The 23,122-nt window shown below is 66.4% G+C and carries 20 protein-coding genes and 1 tRNA gene; 12 read left to right on the top strand and 9 right to left on the bottom strand.

Features of this window, described 5'->3' with window-relative positions; translation table 11 throughout:
* Nucleotides 1–262: 262 nt before the first annotated feature.
* The 4 genes from VH88_RS03155 to VH88_RS03140 form a co-directional block, all read right to left on the bottom strand.
* The gene (locus VH88_RS03155) at nucleotides 263–2,467 is read right to left on the bottom strand and encodes a 3-hydroxyacyl-CoA dehydrogenase NAD-binding domain-containing protein (RefSeq protein ID WP_045810038.1); all 2,205 of its coding nucleotides are present in this window, start codon (nucleotides 2,465–2,467) and stop codon (nucleotides 263–265) included.
* 17 nt (nucleotides 2,468–2,484) lie between these two features.
* Entirely contained in the window at nucleotides 2,485–3,690 is a 1,206-nt protein-coding gene (locus tag VH88_RS03150) for an acetyl-CoA C-acetyltransferase (protein WP_045809961.1), read from the bottom strand.
* Nucleotides 3,691–3,894: 204 nt separating this feature from the next.
* Nucleotides 3,895–4,116, bottom strand: coding sequence for a hypothetical protein (locus VH88_RS03145; protein ID WP_045809960.1), 222 nt, complete (start codon nucleotides 4,114–4,116; stop codon nucleotides 3,895–3,897).
* Between the two features lie 58 nt (nucleotides 4,117–4,174).
* Nucleotides 4,175–5,410, bottom strand: a complete 1,236-nt coding sequence (locus VH88_RS03140) for a PQQ-dependent sugar dehydrogenase (protein ID WP_045809959.1) — start codon at nucleotides 5,408–5,410, stop codon at nucleotides 4,175–4,177.
* A 188-nt stretch (nucleotides 5,411–5,598) separates the two neighbouring features.
* Here VH88_RS03140 and VH88_RS03135 point away from each other — a divergent pair.
* Together VH88_RS03135 and VH88_RS03130 are read left to right on the top strand one after the other, a co-directional pair.
* Nucleotides 5,599–5,675 (top strand) — tRNA-Met (locus tag VH88_RS03135).
* A 291-nt stretch (nucleotides 5,676–5,966) separates the two neighbouring features.
* A complete protein-coding gene (locus tag VH88_RS03130; RefSeq protein WP_045809958.1) occupies nucleotides 5,967–6,779 on the top strand; it encodes a hypothetical protein in 813 nt (270 codons plus the stop codon).
* A gap of 806 nt (nucleotides 6,780–7,585) precedes the next feature.
* Here the strand turns inward: VH88_RS03130 and VH88_RS15905 are convergent.
* A complete protein-coding gene (locus VH88_RS15905) occupies nucleotides 7,586–7,894 on the bottom strand; it encodes a hypothetical protein (RefSeq protein WP_156146733.1) in 309 nt (102 codons plus the stop codon).
* Nucleotides 7,895–7,971: 77 nt separating this feature from the next.
* On the bottom strand, nucleotides 7,972–8,439 hold the full coding sequence (locus VH88_RS03125; protein WP_045809957.1) for a hypothetical protein: 468 nt from the start codon (nucleotides 8,437–8,439) through the stop codon (nucleotides 7,972–7,974).
* A 134-nt stretch (nucleotides 8,440–8,573) separates the two neighbouring features.
* Here VH88_RS03125 and VH88_RS03120 point away from each other — a divergent pair, with 134 nt between their 5' ends.
* The gene (locus tag VH88_RS03120) at nucleotides 8,574–8,885 is read left to right on the top strand and encodes a hypothetical protein (RefSeq protein ID WP_045809956.1); all 312 of its coding nucleotides are present in this window, start codon (nucleotides 8,574–8,576) and stop codon (nucleotides 8,883–8,885) included.
* Between the two features lie 6 nt (nucleotides 8,886–8,891).
* Here the strand turns inward: VH88_RS03120 and VH88_RS03115 are convergent, their stop codons facing one another.
* A complete protein-coding gene (locus VH88_RS03115; protein WP_045809955.1) occupies nucleotides 8,892–9,557 on the bottom strand; it encodes a TlpA disulfide reductase family protein in 666 nt (221 codons plus the stop codon).
* Here VH88_RS03115 and argH point away from each other — a divergent pair.
* The 5 genes from argH (at nucleotide 9,556) to VH88_RS03090 (ending at nucleotide 14,272) form a co-directional block, all read left to right on the top strand.
* Nucleotides 9,556–10,995, top strand: a complete 1,440-nt coding sequence (argH, locus tag VH88_RS03110) for an argininosuccinate lyase (protein WP_369796249.1) — start codon at nucleotides 9,556–9,558, stop codon at nucleotides 10,993–10,995. The genes VH88_RS03115 and argH overlap by 2 nt on opposite strands.
* Nucleotides 10,992–11,222 carry a hypothetical protein gene (locus VH88_RS03105; RefSeq protein WP_045809953.1) on the top strand — a complete coding sequence of 77 codons (231 nt, stop codon included), beginning with the start codon at nucleotides 10,992–10,994 and terminating at the stop codon, nucleotides 11,220–11,222. Before argH ends, VH88_RS03105 begins: the two co-directional genes overlap by 4 nt.
* Nucleotide 11,223: 1 nt before the next feature.
* Nucleotides 11,224–12,498: a diaminopimelate decarboxylase gene (lysA, locus tag VH88_RS03100; RefSeq protein ID WP_045809952.1), complete on the top strand. Its 1,275-nt coding sequence runs from the start codon at nucleotides 11,224–11,226 to the stop codon at nucleotides 12,496–12,498.
* Between the two features lie 76 nt (nucleotides 12,499–12,574).
* The gene (locus VH88_RS03095; protein ID WP_038293781.1) at nucleotides 12,575–13,204 is read left to right on the top strand and encodes a hypothetical protein; all 630 of its coding nucleotides are present in this window, start codon (nucleotides 12,575–12,577) and stop codon (nucleotides 13,202–13,204) included.
* Nucleotides 13,205–13,282: 78 nt separating this feature from the next.
* The gene (locus VH88_RS03090; RefSeq protein WP_045809951.1) at nucleotides 13,283–14,272 is read left to right on the top strand and encodes a cation diffusion facilitator family transporter; all 990 of its coding nucleotides are present in this window, start codon (nucleotides 13,283–13,285) and stop codon (nucleotides 14,270–14,272) included.
* Nucleotides 14,273–14,276: 4 nt separating this feature from the next.
* Here VH88_RS03090 and VH88_RS03085 read toward each other — a convergent pair whose 3' ends face one another.
* Entirely contained in the window at nucleotides 14,277–15,134 is an 858-nt protein-coding gene (locus tag VH88_RS03085) for a glutamate racemase (protein WP_045809950.1), read from the bottom strand.
* A gap of 129 nt (nucleotides 15,135–15,263) precedes the next feature.
* On the opposite strand from VH88_RS03085, the gene VH88_RS03080 reads away from it, so the two are divergent.
* Together VH88_RS03080 and VH88_RS03075 are read left to right on the top strand one after the other, a co-directional pair.
* Nucleotides 15,264–17,450 carry a M3 family metallopeptidase gene (locus VH88_RS03080; protein WP_045809949.1) on the top strand — a complete coding sequence of 729 codons (2,187 nt, stop codon included), beginning with the start codon at nucleotides 15,264–15,266 and terminating at the stop codon, nucleotides 17,448–17,450.
* 138 nt (nucleotides 17,451–17,588) lie between these two features.
* On the top strand, nucleotides 17,589–18,554 hold the full coding sequence (locus tag VH88_RS03075; RefSeq protein ID WP_045809948.1) for a magnesium and cobalt transport protein CorA: 966 nt from the start codon (nucleotides 17,589–17,591) through the stop codon (nucleotides 18,552–18,554).
* Here the strand turns inward: VH88_RS03075 and ppc are convergent, their stop codons facing one another.
* The gene (ppc, locus tag VH88_RS03070) at nucleotides 18,555–21,254 is read right to left on the bottom strand and encodes a phosphoenolpyruvate carboxylase (protein WP_045809947.1); all 2,700 of its coding nucleotides are present in this window, start codon (nucleotides 21,252–21,254) and stop codon (nucleotides 18,555–18,557) included.
* A gap of 191 nt (nucleotides 21,255–21,445) precedes the next feature.
* On the opposite strand from ppc, the gene VH88_RS03065 reads away from it, so the two are divergent.
* A complete protein-coding gene (locus VH88_RS03065) occupies nucleotides 21,446–22,636 on the top strand; it encodes a divergent polysaccharide deacetylase family protein (RefSeq protein WP_045809946.1) in 1,191 nt (396 codons plus the stop codon).
* On the top strand, nucleotides 22,636–23,112 hold the full coding sequence (locus VH88_RS03060) for an RNA pyrophosphohydrolase (protein WP_045809945.1): 477 nt from the start codon (nucleotides 22,636–22,638) through the stop codon (nucleotides 23,110–23,112). Before VH88_RS03065 ends, VH88_RS03060 begins: the two co-directional genes overlap by 1 nt.
* Nucleotides 23,113–23,122: the final 10 nt, after the last annotated feature.

Genomic DNA, 23,122 nt, shown 5'->3' with positions numbered 1-23,122 from the left:
GCGGGTCTTTTTTAGGTCCTCGTCATTCCGGGCGGAGGGCCGGCTGGTCCGAAAACCCGGAACCCAGCGACGCTGAAGGCGAAATCTATCCGCCGCGCCGCGTCGAGCAGCGAGTCCGCGACAGGTTCGCGCTTTCGCGCGGCGCTGGGTTCCGGGTCCTCGCTACGCTTCGCCCGGAATGACGAAAGGGCAAAGGCGCGCCAAACGAAAACGGGCGACCCGAAGGCCGCCCGTTCCGTCTTCTGTGGATGTCCGCAACCGATCAGGCGGCGGCCTTCTCCGGGGCGAACTTGCCGTAGAAGGTCTCGTTCTTGGCGGCCATATCGCGCAGCAACTGCGGGACCTCGAAGCGGTCGCCGTAGGTCGCAGCCAGACGGTCCGCCGTCTCGACGAACTTGGCCAGGCCGATGCCGTCGATCATGCTGATCGGGCCGCCGGTCCACGGCGCGAAGCCCCAGCCAAGGATGGCGCCTAGATCGGCTTCACGCGGATCGTCGATGACGCCTTCTTCCCAGCAGCGCGCCACTTCGACGGCCTGACGATACAGCAGGCGCGTCTTCAGCTCGTCGATCTGGGCGAAGGCGGTGGGCTCTTCCGGCTGGTCGATGCCCTTGGTGGTGGGGGCCAGTTCGCCCAGACCCTTCCAGATCGTCTTGGGCTTCTGATCGTAGTCGTAGAAGCCCTTGCCGTTCTTGCGACCGAAGCGACCGCCCTCGACCATCTTGGCGACGATGTCGGCGCCTTCCGACGGCACATATTTGTCGCCCAGATCCAGCGCCGTCTGTTTGGCGATCTTGTAGGACAGGTCCAGGGCGACGTCGTCGTGCATCTCCAGCGGGCCGCGCGGCATGCCGGTCATGCGACCGACATTGTCGATCAGGGCGGGGCCATAGCCCTCTTCCAGCATCGCCATGCCCTCCATCAGGAAGGTGGAGAAGCAGCGCGAGGTGTAGAAGCCGCGGCTGTCGTTGACGACGATCGGCGTCTTCTTGATCTTCAGCACATAGTCCAGCGCCTTGGCGATGGCGGCCTGACCCGTCTTTTCGCCCAGGATGATCTCGACCAGCATCATCTTGTCGACGGGCGAGAAGAAGTGAATGCCGATGAAGTCCTCGGGCCGCACCGAGGCCTCGGCCAGACCGGTGATCGGCAGGGTCGAGGTGTTGGAGCCGAACACAGCGCCGTCAGCCAGTTGCGCCTCGGCGCGCTTGGTCACATCGGCCTTGATCTCCCGGTTCTCGAACACGGCCTCGACGACCAGGTCGGAACCCTTGATCAGATCGTAGTCCGTCGTCGCCGTGACCGAACCCAGCAGGGCGTCATACTTCTCCTGCGTCAGCTGACCGCGCGACAGCCGCTTCTTCAGCAGTTCCTCGACGTGGGCCTTGCCCTTGTCGGCGGCTTCCTGGGTCTGGTCGATCAGGATGGTTTCGATGCCGGCCAGCGCCTGCACATAGGCGATGCCCGCGCCCATCATGCCGGCGCCGATGACGGTGACCTTCTTCGGATCGGACTTCGGCACGCCGGCAGGGCGCACGGCCCCCTTGTCCAGTTCTTGTTTGGACAGGAACAGCGAGCGGATCATGGCCTGCGCCTGCGGCGTCATCAGGGTCTTGATGAAGTAGCGGGTCTCGATGCGCAGGGCCGCGTCCATCGGCACCTGAGCGCCTTCGTAAACGGCCTTCATCAGGTTCACCACGGCCGGATAGTTGCCGTAAGACTGCTTGCGCAACATGGCGTTGCCGACCATGAAGTTCTGGATGCCGGCCGGGTGATAGGGGCCGCCGCCGGGCAGTTTGAACGACTTCTCGTCCCAGGGCTGCACGGCCTTGCCCCCCGATTCAACTTTGGTCTTGATCCAGGCCTTGGCCGCTTCGACCGACTGGCCCTTTTCGACGACTTCATGAACGATGCCGGCGCCCTTGGCGTCGTTGGGGCGGAAGGACTTGCCCTCGCTCATCGCCATCATGGCGTTCTGGACGCCGACCAGGCGGGTCAGGCGCTGGGTGCCGCCGCCGCCGGGGAACAGGCCGACCTTGATCTCTGGCAGGCCCAGCTGGATCTTGTTGTCGTTCTCGACCACGCGGTAGTGGGCCGCCAGGGTGAACTCCAGCCCGCCGCCCAAGGCCAGGCCGTTGATCGCGGCCGCGATCGGCTTGCCGGACGTTTCCAGCGCACGGAAGGCGCCGTTCAGCTTCCAGCCGGCGTCGAACGCCTTTTGCAGGTCGCCGCCGCCCGACAGCACGCCGCCGGCCATGTCGCCCAGGTCCGCGCCGGCGCAGAAGCCCGAGGCTTTGCCCGAGGTGATGACGGCGCCCTTGATGGCGTCGTCGGTCTTGATGCGTTCGACCAGCTCGGGGATTTCCTTCATCACCGAGGACGTCAGGGTGTTCATCGAACGGCCCGGAACGTCAAAGGTGATCAGGGCGATATTGTCGGCGTCGACGTCGATCTTGAAGTTTTCCATATCCATTTGCTCCCGGATCAGACGCGTTCAATGACGGTGGCGGTGCCCATGCCGCCGCCGATGCACAGGGTGACCAGGGCGGTCGACTTGTTCGAGCGCTCCAGCTCGTCCAGCGCGATGCCGGTGATCATGGCGCCGGTGGCGCCCAGGGGGTGGCCCATCGAGATGCCGCCGCCGTTCACGTTCATCTTGGCGTGGTCGATGTTCAGGGCCTGCATATAGCGCAGGACGACGGCCGCGAAGGCCTCGTTCAGCTCCCACAGGTCGATGTCGTCGGGCGTCATGCCCAGCTTGCCCAGCAGTTTGCGGGTCACATACTCAGGGCCGGTCAGCATGATCGACGGCTCCGAACCGATGGAGGCGCCGCCCAGGATCTTGGCGCGCGGCTTCAGGCCCAAGGCCTGGCCCGCTTCCAGCGAACCGATCAGCACGCCGGCCGAACCATCGACGATGCCGGACGAGTTGCCCGGCGTGTGGACGTGGTTGACGCGTTCGACCTCGGGGTAGCGCTGGTTGATCACGCCGTCGAATGCCATTTCGCCCATCATGGCGAAGGAGGGGTTCAGGCCGCCGAGCGCCTGCATGTCCGTGTTCGGACGGATCGTCTCGTCATGATCCAGAATGGTCAGGCCCAGCTGGTCCTTGACGCCGATCACCGAGTTCTTGAACCGGCCCTCGGCCCAGGCCTTGGCGGCGCGCTTGTGGCTCTCGACCGAATAGGCGTCCACGTCGTCGCGGCTGAAACCGTATTTGGTGGCGATCATGTCCGCCGAGACGCCCTGCGGCACGAAATAGGTCGGGAAGGCCGAGGAGGGGTCGGTCGGCCAGGCGCCCATGTCCGAACCCATGGGCACGCGGCTCATGACCTCGACGCCGCCGCCGACGGCGAAGTCGGCCTCGCCGGACTTCACCTTGGCCGTCGCCATGTTCACGGCTTCCAGGCCCGAGGCGCAGAAGCGGTTGATTTGGACGCCCGCCGTATATTGCGACCAGCCGGCCGAGAGCACGGCGGTGCGCGCGATGTCGGCGCCCAGTTCGCCCACTGGCGTGACGCAGCCCAGGATGACGTCATCGACCTTAGAGGTGTCCAGGTCGTTGCGGTCGCGCAGGGCTTCCAGCACCTGGGTCGCCAGGCTGAGGCCGGTGATCTCGTGCAGCGAGCCGTCCTTCTTGCCCTTGCCGCGCGGCGTGCGGACGGCGTCGTAGATATAGGCGTCAGCCATGGAAGTGCGTCTCCATCTTTGGGCCCATCCTCAACGTGCGGCAGGTCGCGGCACGACGGGCAGGGCGGTTCCAAGCGTGGACGCCAAGAACCCTACGTTTACGTCAACGTCAAGTAATAAGCCGCGTGATCGCGGCCGCTTGAGGCGGATGCTTCGACGGACTGACGGTATGAGAGCGTGGGAACGCCGGCCGAGCGCCCGCGGTCAGCGCGGCGGAATACGCGTGGCTGTGCCGGTGATCTTGCAGGCGTACTCGGTCTGCGGACGCCCGGTCTGAACGCCCGTCGGCGTTAGAATGCCTTGGTCCCGCGTGCAGGCGGCCTCCAGAGCGTTCAGGTCCTGCTGATAGCTATTGGTCGCGCCCATCGTGCCGCAGCCCGAGAGCAGCGGCAGCACAACGGCAGCGGAAAGGATGAGGATACGCATGGTTCGGTGCTCCCTTTGGAGCGTCAACCGCTCCGCATAGCCCCCCGGCCCTCGAAGACTACTGCGTCGCCGACAGCCTGACCAGCTTGCCGTTCTGCTCGTCGGTGATGGCCCAGATCGACCCGTCGGCGCCGACCGCCACGTCGCGTATGCGTTCGCCCAAGTCCGTCAGCAGGCGCTCTTCGCCCACCACGCGGTCATTCTGGATCACCAGACGCGCAATATGTTTTTCCTTCAGGCCCGCGACCAGCAGGTTGCCGTCCCAGCCGGTGAACATGGCGCCTTGATAGAAGGTTGCGCCGCCGGGTGCGATCACCGGATCCCAGTAATAGACGGGCTGTTCGGTGCCATCCTTTTGCGTCGCGCCGCTGTTGATCTGACCGCCCGCATATTCGACGCCGTAGGCCGCATCCGGCCAGCCGTAGTTGGCGCCGGCCTTGTCCAGATTGACCTCGTCGCCGCCGCGCGTGCCATGTTCGATGGTCCAGATGGCGCCCGTTCCCGGCTGAACGGCAACGCCCTGGACGTTGCGGTGTCCCAGGCTCCAGATTTCCGGCAGGGCTCCGGCGCGGCCAACGAAGGGATTGTCCTGCGGGACTGTGCCGTCGGCGTTGATGCGGATGGTCTTGCCCATGTGGGAGCCCAGATCCTGCGCCTGGGGCCGCATCGGCTTGTCCGAGCGTTCGCCCAGTGTGATGAACAGCTTGCCATCCGGCGCGAAGGCCAGGGACGACCCGAAATGCTTGTCGCCGTCATAGACGGGCAGGGCGCGGAAGATTACCTTGACGTTCTCGACACGCGATCCGTCGTCCGACAGACGCCCGCGCGCGACCGAGGTGGCGTTGCCGCCCTCGCGGGGTTCGGCGTAGCTCCAATAGATCATGCGATCCTGCGCAAAGCTCGGTCCGACGACGACGTCCAGCACGCCGCCCTGACCGCGCGCATCGACGGCGGGCAGGCCCGTGACGGATTCGCCGACCTGGCCCTGGGCGGTGATGATGCGCAGACGGCCCGGCTTTTCAGTCACCAGCCAGCGGCCGTCCGGCAGGGCCGCCAGACCCCAGGGGTGGACAAGGCCCGAGGCGACCACCGTGTGGGTCATGGCCTGTTCGGTCTTGACCCCCGGCGCGCGGGTCTGGCCGGCGAAAGCCGGTTGCTGATCGGGATTGTTCGCCGGACGGGTTTCCAGCGGGGCCCCAGCCTGAGGCGCGGCGCCGGGGCTCTCGCTATTTGCGCCACAGGCGGCGGCGAGAACGAGCAGGGATGTCGAGGCGGCGGCGACGATCAGGCGCATGAAGGGCGAGCTCCGGCTGGGCTGTGGGCAGTCGTTACGAAACGGCGAGGCCAGCGTTACCGTTCCTGCAGCAAGGCGTCTTGCGCTCTATCGCCGCAGGTTCTGGTCCGAGACGACTTGAACCGCGCGCCCGACGGCGATATAGGCACGCCTCTTTCGCGCTGGCCACGGCCGCGCGCAGGGCCCGGGACTGGGTAGCTCAGATGGTTAGAGCGGTGGATTCATAACCCACAGGTCGGCGGTTCGATCCCGCCTCCAGTCACCATTTCCACTGCGTATGATCGACTTTTGTTGTCGGGTTTGATGGCCCGTCATGAGATCCGGAGCGTGCGAGGTCCCCTAGATCTACGTTCGCCGCGCCTTCACGTCTGAAGTCTGCTCCGGTCGGCGAAGGTTCCGATCGAGATCCACCTTGGCCTTCTGTCCAGTTTCCGCTCTGGGTCCGGAGCATCTTTGAGCGGCAGTCTGCGAAGGGCCGATTAGCATTTAACCGGGCGCCTGGCGGGTGTTTTCCTCTCGCGGAGGTGGTACGCCTTCGGCTTGAGGAGCTTCCTGGATGCGCAGCCTGTTGAAACATTTCGTATTTGCCGCAGCTGTCGTGCTGCTGGGAGGCCAGCCCGCAGTCGCGCGTGAGGATGCGCCGCCCACGTCTGTCGAAGATTGGTCGCTTGAGAAGGTTCAGGTCATCGGAGCGGCCCTTTATCGCCAGGATGCCGCTGCAGCTGTCGCTAGCGACGCACTCACCCAACATTTCCGCAACCGTCTTCCCACGGATCTGATCGGCTGGATCGTGGTCGATGAGGGGGACAACCAGCGAGTCCGCTTTTTGCGCCAGGAGAATGGCCAGCGGCGTGCCGCATGGGATGTGCTGGTCACCAGCGAAGGAGCAGGTCCGGTGGAAGCGGCTGTCGATCCTGTCCTGCCCGCTGATCAACTCGCACGGTTCGACGCGCGCATGACGGCTGCAAATCAGATCGGCGAGCTGCGTTGTGCTCAGCGTTATAATGCTGTCGTCCTCAAAGATCCGGACAGCGAAGATTGGCTGGTCTGGCTGCTTGCCTCCACCACGGATCCCAACAGCCTGATCCTCACCGGCCACTACCGTTTTCGCATCTCAGCGGACGGCCGTTCACTGCTGCGGCGCGACCAGCTATCCGCGACCTGTATCATTTCTGACCGACGTGAGGCCGCCCGCGACGGTCAGTTGAACGCGCTTGTCGTGAGCCACATCGTCTCCCCGTTGCCGGTGGAGACTCATGTCTTTGCATCGCTGTTGTATCGCCTGCCGATCTACGTGGTCACCGTGGGCAACGACACGATCTGGGCCGTCGAAGGGGCGAACATCCGGCGCTCCCATGTGCAGAACTAACAGTTGGAACGGCGACGCAGTTCGGTGTGGTCGGAAGGCCTGCAAGCCCTAAGAACCAGGGTCCAAGTCCGTCAGCGATCGACACCGCTGAACTCCGCTTTGGATCGGATTTGTTCAGGACGGTGTGGATGTCGGCGACCTCCCGCGAAGCCAATCAGGGCGTTTAAACGACGGCAGAGCTTGAAAGATTTATAGGGTTGGAGGACTTGGTGCAGGTTGGATGGTCAGTTCGACCGTGTCCCCGCCTATGCCAGGCAATCGAACTGTCGCGCGTCCCCCCTCGTTGAAGGTGAGCATCGGTCGAGCAACGACGATCCATTGCTCAGCTTCGGGACGAGCAATCGTAGTTTCCAACGTCAGTCGCTGGCCTGCACCTTCTGTCAGACGTGTGTCGATACGATAACGTCCATCGACCTGCGTATAGGCGGCTGAGCCAGGAGACATGGTCAGAGACGGAGCATCGACGACTTGGCCTGCCTGCGACAAGGCGACGACCACGACGTATTTTGGCGCCTCTGAGTTTTGCGCAAATGCGGGTGCGGACAGCACAGTTGTCCCGATAACCAGGAATGCTACAGACCGCATCTCCAATGTCCTCTGAAAACCAGTGAGTGGTTCCGCTCTGATTCAGATTTAGAGCAAGGCTCGCTGGCTATTTCGGGCCGGCACTGGATGATCGTTCTAACAAAGCCAGTTGCGCGCTGCTGAGCGCTTATCCGGTGCGGAGTTCTGGTCGAGTCACCCCGCGACCGGCAACGCTTGGCTCTTGCGTCGCTGTCAGCAGCCAAGGTGTAAAGACTGACAGCTCAAAGCGGTCCGGGCGGAATGCCAACGATCGAGCGGTCGTACTGAACCGCATCGCGGCTCTGGATTTCACGAAGTTCCTTACGCTTGGCTTCGACCAGAGCGGCATATTGCTGAGGCGTGTAGCAGATGGTCTGCTCAAGCCGGCGTCCGGTGAGAGCTCGCCGTTCGCAGACACGCCGAGGCCGTTCCTGCGCTGTGGTCTGAGCGACAGGTCCAGTCTGAGGCGTTGCGACCTCGCCAGCCGGCGACGTCTGACCAGAAGCCTGAGCGGCGAGAGTAGCGGCGAAGATCAGAGAAACTGGGAACACGGCTGTCTCCTTTTCGGACCAGACAAGCTCCCACGTCTATCCTTCTCTGGCAATCCAAGAGTTTGTCGCGGAAAGACTCAAGGTTGAGGTGAGGTCGGTGCGATCACCACGTCGCCGCTCGAGGCCGGCCGAACCACCGTCTGGCGTTCGATCACCACCGGCTCGGCGGCTCGGGCCTGTGCTACGCGCGCTTGTTGGATCGCCCTGTCTGCTTCCGCCCGGGCCGCCATGGCCTGAGCCTGGGCAAGCGCGATACTGTCGCGAGCCTCGGCCTCGCTGTTTCTCACGAGGGCGCTTTGCGCGGTGGCTTGGGCGTCGGCGGCTGCGGCTTCGGCCTGGGCCAGGCGAAGCTCCGCTGACGGATCACGATCGGAGGGCCTGGTGAACAACCATAGTGCGACGCCGATTACGATCGCGCCCAGCAGAGCGGCCAACCACCAGCCTGTGGTGCTTTCGCGCTCGACAATGATTGTTTCCTCTACACGCGGGAGCGTGCTGGCGATCGGAATGATCACATTCGGGTCATCTCTGCGAAACTCGTCCATTGCCGTCTCCTCCTCCACTTTCGGAGCCAAACCCCGTGTCGGGTTCTATGGTTCCGCTTGCTCTGGCCTGACTGCAACCTGCGCCGTTGTGTTGCGTTTCCGGTCGAGCTTTCAACCTTGACCGGAGTTTCGTCGTGACGATCCGAACCAAAGCCCTGATGGCGGCCGTCGCCGCAATGACGCTGGGTGCTGCCGCCTGCACCCAGGCCGAGCAGGAAAAGACCGAGGCGCATGCCGAGGCTGCGGCCGACAAGACGGCCGAAGTGGCGTCTCAGGCCGGCGAAGTGATCGAGGGCGGCGCGATGAAGGCGGCCCAGGCGGTCGAGAGCGGCGCCGGCAAGGTCGCCGACAAGCTGGAAAACGAACAGGCGGAAGCGGCGGCCGAGGGCAAGCCCGGCGCGATCAATCCCGCGACCGATCAGCGCGTGCCGGCCAATAACAACTAAGGTCAATCAGGCGGGAGGCGGCGCGCCGCCTTCCGCCAGGATCGCATCGATCAGGGCGCGGGCTTCCGGGCTTGACCAGTCCGCCTCGCCTCTCATGACGGCGCGAATGCGGCCCTGACGATCCAGGACTATGGTCTGCGGCATGGCGCCCTTGCCGGGAAACTCGAACGGCAGCTGGAATTTGGCGTCGCTGTAGAAGGGCAGAGGCGCGTGGTCGGCCAAGAAACGCTTCGCTTCGGCTGCGGCGTCGGGCGTAGCGTCGACGTTGATCGGCAGGACAACCAGATCCTCCTTCGTCTCATAAGCCTTCGCCAGCGCCTGGAGCGTGGGCATCTCCGCCTTGCAGGGCGCGCACCACATCGCCCAGAGATTGACGACCACGACCTTGCCCTGGAAGGCCGAGAAGCGGACGGCCGTGCCGGTGCGGTCGCGGAAGGCGTATTCGGGCGCTGACTTGGCCTCGGCCGGGGTCGACAGGGCGGCCAGGGATCCGACCGCGAAGCGCGCCAGGTCGCTTTTTGGCGCCGCAGCGGCGGTTGTCGTCTGTTCGACTTGCGCCTTCTGACGATGATTGGCGTATAGCGACATCGCCATGCCGCCGGCGCCGGCGATGGTGCTGACGACGACGACCGCGCCGACGACCGCCCAGATCGCCTTTCTTGAGCCGCTCATGACCGAAACACCTTCTTCCGACGCCAATCCATCCGGCGGTTCGACTGCGCCGGTAAAGCCCGCGGGTCAAGACATGTGGGGCGGACGCTTTTCGTCGCGCCCCGCCGAGATCATGCAGGCGATCAACGTCTCCATCGGCGTGGACCAGCGCCTGTGGCGTCAGGATCTGGCCGGATCGCGGGCCCACTGCCGCATGCTGGCCAAGCAGGGCATCATCGCGCAGGCCGATGCGGACGCGATCCTGGGCGGGCTGGACGTCATCCAGTCCGAGATCGAGGCGGGCACCTTCCCCTTCCGCGATCAGTTCGAGGACATCCACATGAATGTGGAGGCGCGCCTCAATGAACTGATCGGCGAGCCGTCCGGCCGGCTGCACACGGCGCGCAGCCGCAACGATCAGGTTGCGGTCGATTTCCGCCTGTGGGTCCGCGACGCCTGCGATCGCTCGGTCGCGCAGTTGAAGGCTCTGCAGGCCGCGCTTCTGACGCGCGCCGAACAGCATGCCGGCGACCTGATGCCCGGCTTCACCCATTTGCAGACCGCCCAGCCCGTGACCCTGGGTCACCATCTGATGGCCTATGTGGAGATGTTTGGCCGCGATGCCGGGCGTTTCGCCGACGCCCGCGCCCGGATGAATGAAAGCCCGCTGGGGGCGGCGGCCCTGGCCGGATCGCCCTTCCCAATCGATCGTCAGGCGACGGCGGCGGATCTGGGTTTCGACCGGCCGATGGCGAACTCGCTGGACGCCGTGTCGGACCGCGACTTCGCGCTGGAAAGCCTGGCGGCCGCCTCGATCACCGCGGGGCATCTGTCGCGCTTGGCCGAGGAGATCGTGGTCTGGATGACGCCGATGTTCGGTTTCGCCAGCCTGCCCGACGACCTGACCACCGGCTCGTCGATCATGCCGCAGAAGCGCAACCCCGACGCCGCCGAACTGGTGCGGGCCAAGACCGGGCGGATCATGGGGTCGCTGGTCGCCTTGTCCACGGTGATGAAGGGCCTGCCGCTGGCCTATTCCAAGGATATGCAGGAGGACAAGCCGCCGGTTTTCGAGGCGTTCGACGCCCTGGACTTGGCCCTGGTCGCCATGACGGCCATGGTTGCAGCCCTGCAACCGAATACCGAGCGGATGGCGCAGGCGGCGGGCGCGGGCTTTTCGACCGCGACGGACCTGGCCGACTGGCTGGTGCGTGAACTGAACCTGCCGTTCCGAAAGGCGCACCACGTGACCGGCGCGGCGGTCAAGCGAGCCGAGGAGTTGGGCGTGGATCTGTCGCAACTGCCGCTGGAAGAAATGCAGAAACTGGAGCCGGGGATCACCGAAGCGGTTTACAAGGTGCTGACCGCCGAGGCTTCGTGCCAAAGTCGCCAAAGCTATGGCGGAACCGCGCCGGAACAGGTCCGTGCGCGCATCGCCGACTGGAGAGACCGCCTGTGAAGAAGACACTCATCCTCGCGGGCGCGCTCGCCCTTCTGACTTCCGCCTGCGGCCGGATGGCCGATCTGGAATCGCCGGTGCGCGAGACCGAGCGTGCGCCGCGCAGCAGCCGTGCGCCGGGCCTGCCCGAGCCGGCGACCATGAACCGTCCGTCCAGCAGCGTGCCGATCGACGGCGGCCCGTCCAACCCGATCGGCGCCGGCGCCGCCCAGAACGACCCGCGGTAAGTTGCACCATTTCGACCTGAAGGACGGCGCCCTCCATGCCGAGGGCGTGCCGCTGGAGCTGATCGCGGACGAGGTCGGCACGCCGGCCTATGTCTATTCCACCGCGACGCTGAAGCGGCATTACGGCCTGCTGCGCGCCGCCGCCGATGCGCATCGGGACGCTCTGGGCGAGGCCCTGATCGCTTTTGCGGTCAAGGCCAACTCCAACCTTTCGGTGTTGGCGACCCTGGCGAAACTGGGGTCCGGCGCGGACACCGTCTCCGAGGGCGAAATCCGCCGGGCTCTTGCGGCCGGCGTGCCGTCCGACCGGATCATCTTCTCCGGCGTCGGCAAGACCGATGTGGAAATGGCCTTCGCCATCAGCGTCGGCGTGCGTCAGATCAACGTCGAATCCGGCGCCGAGCTGGATCGGCTGATCACCGTCGCGGCCATGATGGACGCGTCGCCCGCCATCGCCGTTCGGGTCAATCCGAACGTGGGCGCGGGCGGCCACGCCAAGATCACCACGGGCGGCAAGGGCGACAAGTTCGGCGTGCCGGTCGAGGAGGCGATGAAGCTCTATGCCCGCGCCTCGGCCTCGCCCCATGTCACGCCGGTGGGGCTGGCCTGCCATATCGGCAGCCAGATCACCGACCTTGAGCCGCTGAAGGCCGCCTTCGAGGTCTTGGCGGACATGACGCGCAAACTGCGGGCGCAGGGTCACGCCGTGACCCGGCTGGATCTGGGCGGCGGGCTGGGCGTGCCCTACTCCGGTGGGACCGAGCCGCCGTCGCCGGCCGAATATGTCGCCATGGCCGCGCAGATTCTGAATGGCCTGGACGTCGAGGCGGCGTTCGAGCCGGGCCGGCTGCTGGCCGCCAACGCCGGGGTTTTGCTCAGCCAGGTGATCCAGATCAACGCACGCTCGGACGGACGGCGCTTTCTGGTGCTGGACGCGGCGATGAACGATCTGATGCGGCCCGCCCTGTACGACGCCTTCCACGATATCCAGCCGGTCAATCCGCGCGGGGGCGCGGCGATGGCCTACGACGTGGTCGGCCCGGTGTGCGAGACGGGCGACACCTTCGCGCGGGACCGCGCGCTGCCGCCGCTGGAGGCCGAGGATCTGATCGTCTTCACCGGCGCAGGAGCCTATGGCGCGGTGATGTCGAGCGAATACAACAGCCGGCCCCTGATCCCCGAGGTACTGGTGGATGGCGATCAGTGGGCCGTGATCCGGCCACGCCCGACCTATGAAGAGATGTTGGATCGCGAGCCGTTCGCCGATTGGCTTTGATCGCCGATTCTTCTCGACTGTTATAAAGTAACAAGCTATAGGGCCGATCATGTCTCCCGGTCCCGAACAGTCCGTCATGCTTTCCCTTCTGGGCGGCGGCTTCGTTGCGGCCTTTCTGCATGCGGCCCTGCCGACCCACTGGCTGCCGTTCACCCTGGTTGGGCGGGCGCAAGGCTGGCGACCGTCGCGGATCCTGATGGCGGTGACGGCCGCGGGCCTGGCCCATATCGCCACGACGGCGGTGGTCGGCGGTCTGATCGTGGCGGCGGGTCTGGCGCTGGATCAGTGGATCGAGGGCGTGCTGCCTCACTTGGCGGCGGTGCTGCTGTTCCTGTTCGGCGCCTTCTATCTGGCCCGCGCGACCCTGAAGCGCCCGGCCATGGCCGGGGGGCCTGCGGTCGAGACGCCCGAGCCGGCCGTGTCCGATAAGGCCGCCTTCCTCGGTCTGGTCGCCATGATGGCGGTCTCTCCAGGTGAAGTGCTGCTGCCCATCTATCTGTCGTCGGCCTCGGCGGGCCTTGGCGCCCTGGCGCTGCTGACGGTGGTGTTCGCGGCGGGGACCATCGCCGGCATGGCGGTCTTCACGGCTCTGGCCAGCGCCGGCGCCTCGATCCTGCGGCTGGAGCGATGGGCGCGATACGAGGGCGCGGTGCTGGGCGTGGCCCTGATCGCGCTCGGCCTCGTCGTCGCCATGCATCAACACTGACGCGATATTACATGATAACATTCAATGCGTTATCATGTATCGGCTTGGCTGTTTCGCCAGAGGGCGTATAGGCGACCCATGAACGCCGCGCACGACCACAGCCCCAGCCGCCGCCATGACCACGATCATGCGGATCACGGCCATGGGCATTCCCACAGCCACCACGGACACAATCACGGCCACGGCGCCCATAACCACGGCCCGGTGAACACCGGCGACTGGCGCTACGCCGTCGGCCTGGTGGTCAATCTGGCCTTCGTCGCGTGCGAGTTCGGCGCGGGGCTGATCGCGGACTCGACCGCCCTGCTGGCCGACGCCGGGCATAATCTGTCGGACGTGCTGGGTCTGGCCATGGCGGGCGGCGCGGCCTGGCTGGCGCGACGCGGCGCACACGGGGCGGCGGGCGGTCGGCGGACCTATGGGTTCGGCAAGGCGACGGTGCTGGCGGCGCTTGCCAATGCGCTGCTGCTGATCTTCGCCTGTGGGGCCATCGCTTTCGAGGCCGTGCGGCGGTTCAACGAACCGGCGCCCGTCGGCTCGGGCGTCATCATGGCGGTCGCGGGCATCGGCTTCGTCATCAACCTGGGCACCGCGCTGCTGTTCATGAGGTCGCAGCACGATCTGAACGCGCGCGGCGCCTATCTGCACATGATGGCCGACGCGGGCGTGTCGCTGGGCGTGGTTCTGGCGGGCGGGCTGATCATGATGACAGGCTGGTCGGTGGTCGATCCGCTGGTCAGCCTGGTGATCGTGGTCGTGATCCTGTGGTCGACCTGGGGCTTGCTGAAGGACTCGGTCAATCTGGCCATGGACGGCGCCCCGACGGGCGTGGACGTGCCGGCTCTGGAACAGGCGCTGGTCGGCCTGCCGGGCGTGCGAGCCGTGCATGATCTGCACGTCTGGGGACTGTCGACGACCGAGACGGCCCTGACCGCCCACCTTGTCCACGACCGCGTCGACACGGCGGCCCTGATCTGCGAGGCCCAGGCCGTGGCGAAGCGCTACGCCATCGGCCATACGACCTTGCAGTTGGAGACCGAGCCGCTGCCCGATTGTCCGGGCTGCTGAGCCCTCAGGCCTGTTCGAACGTCACCGGCGCGCCCCAAAACTGAGACACCAGTTCCGACTGAGGCCCGGCCTGGCCGGTGGTCAGGAAGTCGCGACGCCCGCTGTCGCCCAGATCGTATTCGGGGTGCGCCTTGAAATAGCGCTCCAGCGCATCCGCCACCGCCGTCGGCTGTTCGATCAGAACGGTGCCGGCCGGCAGGGCCTGGGCGAACAGTTCGGCGACAATCTCATAGTGGGTGCAGCCCAGGATGGCCTTGTCCGGGTGGCGGCCGATGCGGCGACGCAGGGCGTCGACGTGGTCGTCGATCACCACCTTCAGCTCCTCCGGCGGCGCGCCCAGTTCGATCAGGCCCGCCAGGCCGGGGCAGGGCTCGGAGAAGACGGCGATGTCCTCGCGCCGCTTGTCGATCTCGATTTCATAGACGCGGCTGATGGCGGTGGCGGCGGTGCAGAAGACGCCGGTGATGTCGATGGAGGCGACCTTTTCGCCTTCCTGCGGGCGCTCGGCCTCGAAGCTCCAAGGCTTGCCGGTCGCCGCCTCGATGGTCGGGACGATGATGCCCAGGATGTTGACCGGGCGGCCCAGACGCTCGCGCAGACCCGGCAGCCAGGTCTGTTGTAGGCGGCGAAGCGCAATGGCGCTGGCGGTGTTGCAGGCCAGGACGACGACGGAGGCGCCGGCGTCGAACAGCCTTTCGCAACCGGTTTTCGTCAGTTCGACGATGTCTTCGCCGCCGCGCCCGCCATAGGGGGCGTGGGCCTGATCGGCCAGATAGACGAAGTCCCGCTGGGGAAAGCGTCGGGTCAGTTCGCGGTGGACGGTCAGGCCGCCCACGCCGGAGTCGAAAACGCCAATAGCCATGGCCCGGCTTTAGAACAGTGCGACGACGTATCCAACCGGATTAGCGCCAAGTTTATCCCCGCGTCAGGTGACGGGGGCGATCCGTGCGCCTAAGTGTATCGCAACCATGATCTTGTTTCGGAGCATTCCATGCATAGACGCCAGCTTCTCATCGCGGGCGGCAGCCTGATGGCCCTATCGGCCTGCGCTTCCACGGGCGCGACCTCGAGCGGGTCCGCTGCGGCGCCGTCCGCCGCCAGCGTCGCGGAGGAAGCGCGCATCGCCCGCGCCGTCCTGCCCCGCCAGACGCCGCGCGCCGAGCTGCTGCAGGCCTGGACCGGGAAGTATGACGGCGTTCCGCCCTTCGACAAGGTAACGCCCGCCAAGCTGCGCGAAGCCATGCTGGAAGGCATCGAACTGCAACGCGCCGACATCGCCGCCATCGCCAACAACCCCGAGGCCCCGACGTTCGCCAACACCATGGCGGCGCTGGAACTGGCCGGCGAGCCACTGGACCGGGCGTCCAATGTCTATGGCGTGATGACCTCCAACATCGGCGGCGAAGCCTATGACGCGGTCGACACCGAGCTGTCGCCGCTGCTGTCCGCGGCTTCCGACGAGATCACCTTCAACGAGAAGCTGTTCCAGCGGGTCAAGGCCGTCGCCGACACCGCGGACGCGGCGGGCCTCAGCGCCCAGCAGAAGCGTCTGGCCGAGCGTCGCCGCGACGCCTTCATCCGTTCGGGCGCCAATCTGGACGCGGCCGGCAAGGCCGAACTGGGCCGGATCAACACCGCCCTGTCCAACGCCTTCACCCGCTTCGGCCAGAAGGTCGTCGCCGATGAGAATTCCTGGACGCTGATCCCCAACGAGGCCGGCGTGCGGGGCCTGCCGGACTCCAACAAGGCGGCCGCCGCCAGCGCGGCGCGCAGCCGCAATCTGCAGGGCTGGGCGATCCTGAACACGCGATCGGCGGTCGATCCCTTCCTGACCTTCGCCGACGACCGGGCCTTGCGCGAGCAGGTCTGGAAGAAGTTCGTCAATCGCGGCGACAACGGCGACGCCAACGACACCAACTCGACCATCGCCGAGATCGTGAAGCTGCGCGACCAACGCGCCAAGCTGCTGGGCTATCGCAACCACGCCGAACTGCGCATGCAGGACACGATGGCCAAGACCCCGGCCAATGCCCAGGCCCTGATGGACCGCGTCTGGGCGCCGGCCAAGGCCCGCGTCGCCGAGGAAGTCGCCGACATGAAGGCGATCGCCGGCTTCGACATCGAGCCTTGGGACTACCTCTACTTCGCCGAGAAGGTGCGGAAGGCCAAGTACGACCTGGATCAGAACCAGTTGAAGCCCTACTTCGAGCTGAACGCGGTCCGCGCCGGCTCCTTCGCCATGGCCGAGCGCCTGTACGGCTTCCAGTTCAAGAAGCTGCCCAAGGGTTCGGTGCCGACCTTCGAGCCGGACGTCGAGGCCTATGAGGTCTATGACAAGAGCCGCGACGGCCGCCTGATCGGTCTCTACTACACCGACGACTACGCCCGTCCGGGCAAGCGTTCGGGTGCCTGGATGACCACCTATCGGTCCTTCTCGCAGCTGGACGGCTCGAAGGTCATCCTGGCGTCGAACAACAACAACTTCACCAAGCCGGAGCCGGGCGAGCCCGTGCTGATCTCGCTGGACGACGCCGAGACCCTGTTCCACGAGTTCGGCCACGCCCTGCACTATCTGTCGTCGGTGGTGACCTATCCGTCGTACGGCAATACGCCGCGCGACTTCGTGGAATATCCGTCGCAGGTGCACGAGCACTGGGTGCTGAGCCGCCCGATCCTGGACGGCTATCTGAAGCACTATCAGACGGGCGCGGCCATGCCGGCCGAACTGGTCAACAAGATCGAGGCCGCCGCCACCTTCAACCAGGGCTATGCGACGGTCAGCTATCTGTCTTCGGCCATCGTCGACATGGACCTGCACACCCAGGCCGTGCCCCCGACCGACATCGACGCGTTCGAAAAGGCCAGCCTGGCGCGGATCGGCATGCCCAAGGAGATCGTGATGCGGCACCGCCTGCCGCAGTTCAATCACCTGTTCACGTCGGACGCCTATTCGGCGGGCTACTACAGCTATCTGTGGTCCGAGACGATGGACGCCGACACCTGGGCCTATTTCGAAGAGTCGGGCGACGTGTTCAATCCGGACATCGCCGGCCGCTTCAAGTCGATCATGCTGGCGCCCGGCAACACCACGGACCGCGCCGAAGCCTATCGCGCCTTCCGCGGTCGCGACCCGGACGTGGCGGCCCTGCTGAAGGTCCGGGGCTTCCCGGTTTCCTGATCGAGGGCGGTACCGCGCTTCGCGCTGCTTGAGCGCGTTCGTGAACCTGACGGCCGGCGGAGCGATCCGCCGGCCGTTTCGTTTGGCTGAAACCTGGCCTAGAGCAGGTCGAGACCCGCACAGATCCCGGAACCCCGCATGACCGTCGTCGCCTCCTACGTCTATCGCGACGGTCAGCGCGTGCGAGAGGCGCCGCTGACGCCAGAGGGGCTGGCGCTGGAGCCGGGCGAGTTCGTCTGGATCGGCCTTTACGATCCGACGGACGCAGAGATCGAGATTCTGGTCGATCGGTTCAAACTGCATCCGCTGGCGGTCGAGGACGCTCTGGCGGCGCACCAGATGCCCAAGGTCGAGGTCTATGGCCGCGAACTGTTCGTCGTGGCGCGCACGGCTCTGAAGATCGACGATCGTATCGCCTATGGCGAAACGCACGTCTTCGTCGGCGACGACCATGTGGTCAGCATCCGCCACGGCTCGGCCCGCGCGCACAATCTGCTTCGAGCGCAGTTGGAAGCGTCGCCCCTGCAACTGAAGAAGGGGCCGGACTTTGTCCTGCACGGCATTCTGGATTTCATCGTCGACGCCTATGCCCCCATCGTCGACGATGTCGAGGACAGCGTTCTGGAGATGGAGCAGCGGACGCTGGACGCCTTCCTGTCACGCCTGGAAATCCGCCGGCTCTTCACACTGCGCCGCGAGCTGCTGAAGTTCCGGCGCATCCTGGGGCCGATGGAAGAGGTGCTGGGACGGCTTCAGTCTCTGGACCTGCCCTGTATCGACCCGGACGTGCGGCCCTATTTCCGCGACGTGGGCGACCACGTGCGGCGGGTGAACAGTCGGTTGGGGGGATTGAACGACATCCTGTCGTCGGTCTTCGAAGTCGCCAACCTGCTGGAGCAGCAGCGTCAGGGCCTGATCACCCGCAAACTCGCAGCCTGGGCCGCCATCCTGGCCGTGCCGACCGCCATCGCCGGCATCTACGGCATGAATTTCGAACACATGCCCGAGCTGCGCTGGGAATACGGATACTATGCGGTCCTGGGCGTAATCGCGGCCATTTGCGCGGCGCTGTATGTGACGTTCAAACGGACAAAGTGGCTGTAGTCACCCGCTGTTTCGCAATCCCGCCGCCACGCCGTTGATGGCCAGAAGGATGCCCTCGCGAACGCGGGGGTCGTCGTCGCCGGCGCGGCGGCGGCGGATCAATTCGATCTGGACGTGGTTCAGCGGCTCGACATAGGGCATGCGCAGCCGGATCAGCCGGTCCAGTTCGGGCTGGCCGCCCAGCAGGGCGTCATGGCAGGTGATGGCCAGGATGGCGTCATGGGTGCGCTGCCACTCCTCGCGGATTTCGCCATAGATGCGCGAGGCCAGAGAGGCGTCGGGGACCAGGGTGGCGTAGCGGCGGGCGATGGTCATGTCGGACTTGGCCATGACCATCTCCATGTTCTGGACCAGCGTCTTGAAGAAGGGCCAGGCCTCGGCCATCGCCTTCAGCTCGCCGATGTCCTTGCCCTGCACGGCCGAGCCGAAGCCGAACCAGCCGGGCAGCATGACCCGGCTTTGTGACCAGCTGAACACCCACGGAATGGCGCGCAGATCCTCGATCCGCGTCGAGGCGGTGCGCGACGACGGGCGCGAGCCGATCTTCAGATCGGCGATCTCGGCGATGGGGGTGGCGGCGCGGTAGTAGTCGACGAAGCCGTCGGTCTCATAGACCAGCTTGCGATAGGCGGCCATCGAACGCGCCGACAGGTCCGACAGGGTCGCGCCGTGTTCGGCGGTGAAGGCGTGGTCCGTCCCCTTGCCCAGCGAGGCCAGCATGGCGCCGCAGGTCAGGGCGTCCAGATTGCGAAGCGCGATCTCCGGTTCGCCGTATTTGTTGGCGATGACCTCGCCCTGTTCGGTGGTGCGGATGCGGCCCTGGACCGTGCCTTCCGGCTGGGCCAGGACGCCGGCGAAGGACGAACCGCCGCCGCGCCCGACCGTGCCGCCGCGCCCGTGGAATAGTTGCAGCTTCAGCCCGTGCTTCTGCGTGACCTCGACCAGGGCGCGCGAGGCCTCGTGCAGCTCCCAGCCGGAGGTCAGATAGGAGCCGTCCTTGTTCGAGTCCGAATAGCCGATCATCACCTCCTGCACCCCGCGCGCCTTGGCGACGGCGAGGGCCGACGGCTCCTGCAGCAGCCGCTCCAGTGTGGGGCGGGCGGCGCGAAGGTCTTCGATGGTCTCGAACAGGGGCGCGGCCTGGATGGGACAGGCGGCGGGGTCTTCGGGTCGGTAGAGACCGACCTCCTTGAGCAGCAGATAGACTTCCAGCAGGTCGGACGCCGCGTCCGTCTTGGACACGATATGGGTGCGAATGGCCTGGGGGCCGAAGGCGGCGAGGGCGGTCGCGGCCGCCTGAAGGATGGCGCGCTCCTTCAGCGTTTCCGGCTCATAGTCGGCATAGGGGCTGAACAGCAGGCGCGACGAGGCCAGTTCGGCGGCCAGCACCTTGAGGCGGCTTTCTTCGTCCAGCGCCAGATAGTCGGACTGAACGCCGCCGACCTTCAGCAGGTCGGCGACGACGCGCTCATGGACGTCGGCGTTTTGGCGCATGTCCAGGGTCGCCATGTGGAAGCCGAACACCTCGACCGCCGTGATCAGGTCGCTGAGCCGGTCGTCGGCGAAGACGCCGCCGTGGTGCGACACCAGGCTGTCGTGAAGCGTCTTCAGATCAGACTCGAAGGCGTCAGGCCCGGGATAGGGTTCGGCCTGGACCGCGGGGCGACGCGGCGGCGGGGCGTCGCCCAGCTTCTCGTGCGTGGCGGCCAGGCGGGCATAGATACCGGTCAGGGCGCGGCGATAGGGCTCGTCCGCGCGGTGGGGCGAGGGGTCATGGGCGGCGTCGGCCAGGGCCTGAAGCGCGGGCGACACCTGGGCCAGTTCGGCCGCGAGGCTGAGTTCGGCGCCGAGGGCGTGCACCTCCTCCAGATAGAAGCTCAGCACGGCCCGCGCCTGGGTGCGGAAGGCGGCGGCCATCACCGTGGCGTCCACGTTCGGATTGCCGTCGCGGTCGCCGCCGACCCAGGTGCCGACGCGCATGAAGGGCTTCAGCTCGGGCGCCTCCAGCAACCGCCGCCAAGCCGACAACTGCTTGGGCGCGACGTGCAGGAAGATGCGGTCCAGGAAGGAGACCACGGTGTCGATCTCGTCCTGCACCACCAGGCCCTGGGTACGGACCAGACGCGTGGCCCACAGGATGACGATCTGGCGGCGCAGCGGTTCGGCGATGGCGTCCAGAGTGCAGGCGTCGCCGGCCTTGTCGCAGGCGTCCAACAGGTCGGTGATGGCGGCGATACGGTCGATGACGCTCTTGCGCCGGACCTCCGACGGGTGGGCGGTGAGGACGGGCGAGATCAGCGACTGATCCAGCAGGGCGCGCACGGCCTCGCGATCCACGCCCTGGTCGGCCAGACGCTTCAGCGCGCCTTCCGGCGTGTCGGGCCGGGCGCCGGCCACGGCCTGGCTCTGGGCGCGACGACGGGTCGAGCGGTCCTCGGCGATATTGGCCAGCAGCGAGAACAAGGCGAAGCCGTGCGCCAGACCGGCCGCCTGATCCACCGACATCGCGGTCAGCAGCTTCTCAAGACGCTTGGCGGGGTGCGAGGCCGGGTCGCGGTGATAGGCGATCGAGGCCTGTCGCACCGCCTCGACATGGTCGAACAGGGCCTGACCGCCCTCGTCGCGGATGATGTCGCCCAGAATGCCGCCCAGCAGTCGAACTTCGTCACGCAGGGCGTCGTCGGCGGCGGGGCTCATCATCTGAAATATCCTGGGTCGGCGTGGGGAGGTCGGCATCTGGAAGGGCGAAGTCGCCCGCGTCAACGCACGATCCGTGACAGTCGCCACCAGAAATCACCGCGTCGATCATGGTGAACCGCCCGTTAGGGTTTCTTAACCGACGGCGCGCGATGATGCGGGCGTAGGATTCCAGATCGGTTCCACTCTTGCCCATGTTCGCCAAACGCCAATCCGCACTCGCCGCCACCGCCGGGACCGCCCCGCGCGCCAAGGACGGCCCGAGCCTGAAACCTGTCGTCGACGCCTTGAAGAAGCCGCCGGTCGCGGCGGGTCTGGCGGGCTTGCTGCTGCTCAGCGCCAGCGCCCTGTTCCTGACGGTGCTGGGCGATCCCAAGGCGGGAACGCCCTCGGCCCATGTCGCGCTGGAACGTGACGCGCCCGCACCGCAAGCGCCGGCCCCGACGGGTTTCGAAGCCTTCTCCATGGGCGCGATGGGGCTGTATCAGAATCTGGCGGGCGGCGCCGATCCGGCCGCGGGCGGCGACGCCGTCATCACCCTGCCGGACGGCGGCAGCGTCTCGGGTCAGGGCGCGCCCATCACGGCGCCCGTCCACGCCGCCTCGCCCCTGGCCAAGGCCCCCATCGCCGGCCTGTGGCAGCCCGGATCGAACGGTCCCCTGCCGATGATCGCGCCCGACGGCCGCGTGCCGGCCCAGGCCTATGCCCGACCGTTCCGACCGAACGGCAAGCCGCGCGTGTCGTTGATCGTCGGCGGGCTGGGCCTGAACGCCGTGACCACCCGCGCGGCGATCGAACGCCTGCCGCCGGAGGTCACGCTCAGCTTCGTGCCTTATGCCGACAATCTGCAGGGCTGGATCGACCAGGCGCGCGCGCAGGGTCATGAGGTCATGCTGGAAATGCCGATGGAGCCGACCGGCTATCCCGACAACGACCCCGGACCCTATACGCTGCTTGCCGACGGCGGCGCCGACGACGTGACCGCCAAGATGGACTGGCTGCTGAGCCGCGCCACGGGCTATTTCGGCGTGACCAACTATCTGGGCGACCGGTTCGCCGGGTCGGACACCGGTATGAACGCCTTCCTGAGCGTCCTGCGCCAGCGCGGCGTCGCCTTCCTGGACGACGGCTCGTTCCAACGTCGGCCGGGCGCCTGGGCGCGGGCCAGCGCGGACCGCGTCATCGACCGGACCCAGTCGCCCGCCGCCATCGTCGCCGCCCTGAACGGTCTGGAAGCCCAGGCCAAGCTGCGCGGCTCGGCCCTGGGGGCCGGCTTCAGCTATCCGGTGACGGTCGAGGCCGCCGCCCGCTGGACCGCCGGTCTGGAACAGCGCGGCCTGCAACTGGCGCCGGCCTCGTCCATGTCGATGCGGCCGGGGCGCTAGTGTCCGATCTCGACGCCTATCGGCCCAATGTCGGGGTCGTGCTGTTCAACCGCGACGGCCTGGTCTGGTACGGCCAGCGGCACGCTACGTCCGGTCCGCATAACTGGCAGTTTCCGCAAGGCGGCGTCGATGCGGGCGAGGATCTGGAAGCCGCCGCCCGCCGCGAACTGCATGAGGAGACCGGCGTCACCTCGATCGAACTGCTGGCGCGGACGGACGACTGGATCCTGTACGACTTCCCGCCCGAAGCCATGAACAACGCCAAGGCCTGGCGCGGTTTCAAGGGGCAGAAGCAGCAGTGGTTCGCCTTCCGCTTCACCGGCGACGAAGCCGAGATCGATCTGGCGGCCGACGACGAGGTCGAGTTCGACGCCTGGCGCTGGGGGCCGCTGTCGGACGCCTGCGACCTGATCGTGCCGTTCAAACGCCCGGCCTATGAACAGGTCGTCGCCGCGTTCTCGCACCTGGCGGCATAGAAAAAGGGCG

Origin of the sequence: Brevundimonas sp. KM4, from assembly GCF_000964075.1 — a bacterium.
Lineage (GTDB): Bacteria > Pseudomonadota > Alphaproteobacteria > Caulobacterales > Caulobacteraceae > Brevundimonas > Brevundimonas huaxiensis.
This window is presented reverse-complemented; position numbering and strand designations above follow the sequence as displayed.

Excerpts from the sequence above, each read along its gene's own strand:
- VH88_RS03155 (WP_045810038.1), bottom strand. The coding sequence starts at position 2,467 with ATGGAAAACTTCAAGATCGACGTCGACGCCGACAATATCGCCCTGATC.
- VH88_RS03150 (WP_045809961.1), bottom strand. The coding sequence starts at position 3,690 with ATGGCTGACGCCTATATCTACGACGCCGTCCGCACGCCGCGCGGCAAG.
- VH88_RS03145 (WP_045809960.1), bottom strand. The coding sequence starts at position 4,116 with ATGCGTATCCTCATCCTTTCCGCTGCCGTTGTGCTGCCGCTGCTCTCG.
- VH88_RS03140 (WP_045809959.1), bottom strand. The coding sequence starts at position 5,410 with ATGCGCCTGATCGTCGCCGCCGCCTCGACATCCCTGCTCGTTCTCGCC.
- VH88_RS03130 (WP_045809958.1), top strand. The coding sequence starts at position 5,967 with ATGCGCAGCCTGTTGAAACATTTCGTATTTGCCGCAGCTGTCGTGCTG.
- VH88_RS03125 (WP_045809957.1), bottom strand. The coding sequence starts at position 8,439 with ATGGACGAGTTTCGCAGAGATGACCCGAATGTGATCATTCCGATCGCC.
- argH (WP_369796249.1), top strand. The coding sequence starts at position 9,556 with ATGACCGAAACACCTTCTTCCGACGCCAATCCATCCGGCGGTTCGACT.
- VH88_RS03115 (WP_045809955.1), bottom strand. The coding sequence starts at position 9,557 with ATGAGCGGCTCAAGAAAGGCGATCTGGGCGGTCGTCGGCGCGGTCGTC.
- VH88_RS03095 (WP_038293781.1), top strand. The coding sequence starts at position 12,575 with ATGCTTTCCCTTCTGGGCGGCGGCTTCGTTGCGGCCTTTCTGCATGCG.
- VH88_RS03090 (WP_045809951.1), top strand. The coding sequence starts at position 13,283 with ATGAACGCCGCGCACGACCACAGCCCCAGCCGCCGCCATGACCACGAT.
- VH88_RS03085 (WP_045809950.1), bottom strand. The coding sequence starts at position 15,134 with ATGGCTATTGGCGTTTTCGACTCCGGCGTGGGCGGCCTGACCGTCCAC.
- VH88_RS03080 (WP_045809949.1), top strand. The coding sequence starts at position 15,264 with ATGCATAGACGCCAGCTTCTCATCGCGGGCGGCAGCCTGATGGCCCTA.
- VH88_RS03075 (WP_045809948.1), top strand. The coding sequence starts at position 17,589 with ATGACCGTCGTCGCCTCCTACGTCTATCGCGACGGTCAGCGCGTGCGA.
- ppc (WP_045809947.1), bottom strand. The coding sequence starts at position 21,254 with ATGATGAGCCCCGCCGCCGACGACGCCCTGCGTGACGAAGTTCGACTG.
- VH88_RS03065 (WP_045809946.1), top strand. The coding sequence starts at position 21,446 with ATGTTCGCCAAACGCCAATCCGCACTCGCCGCCACCGCCGGGACCGCC.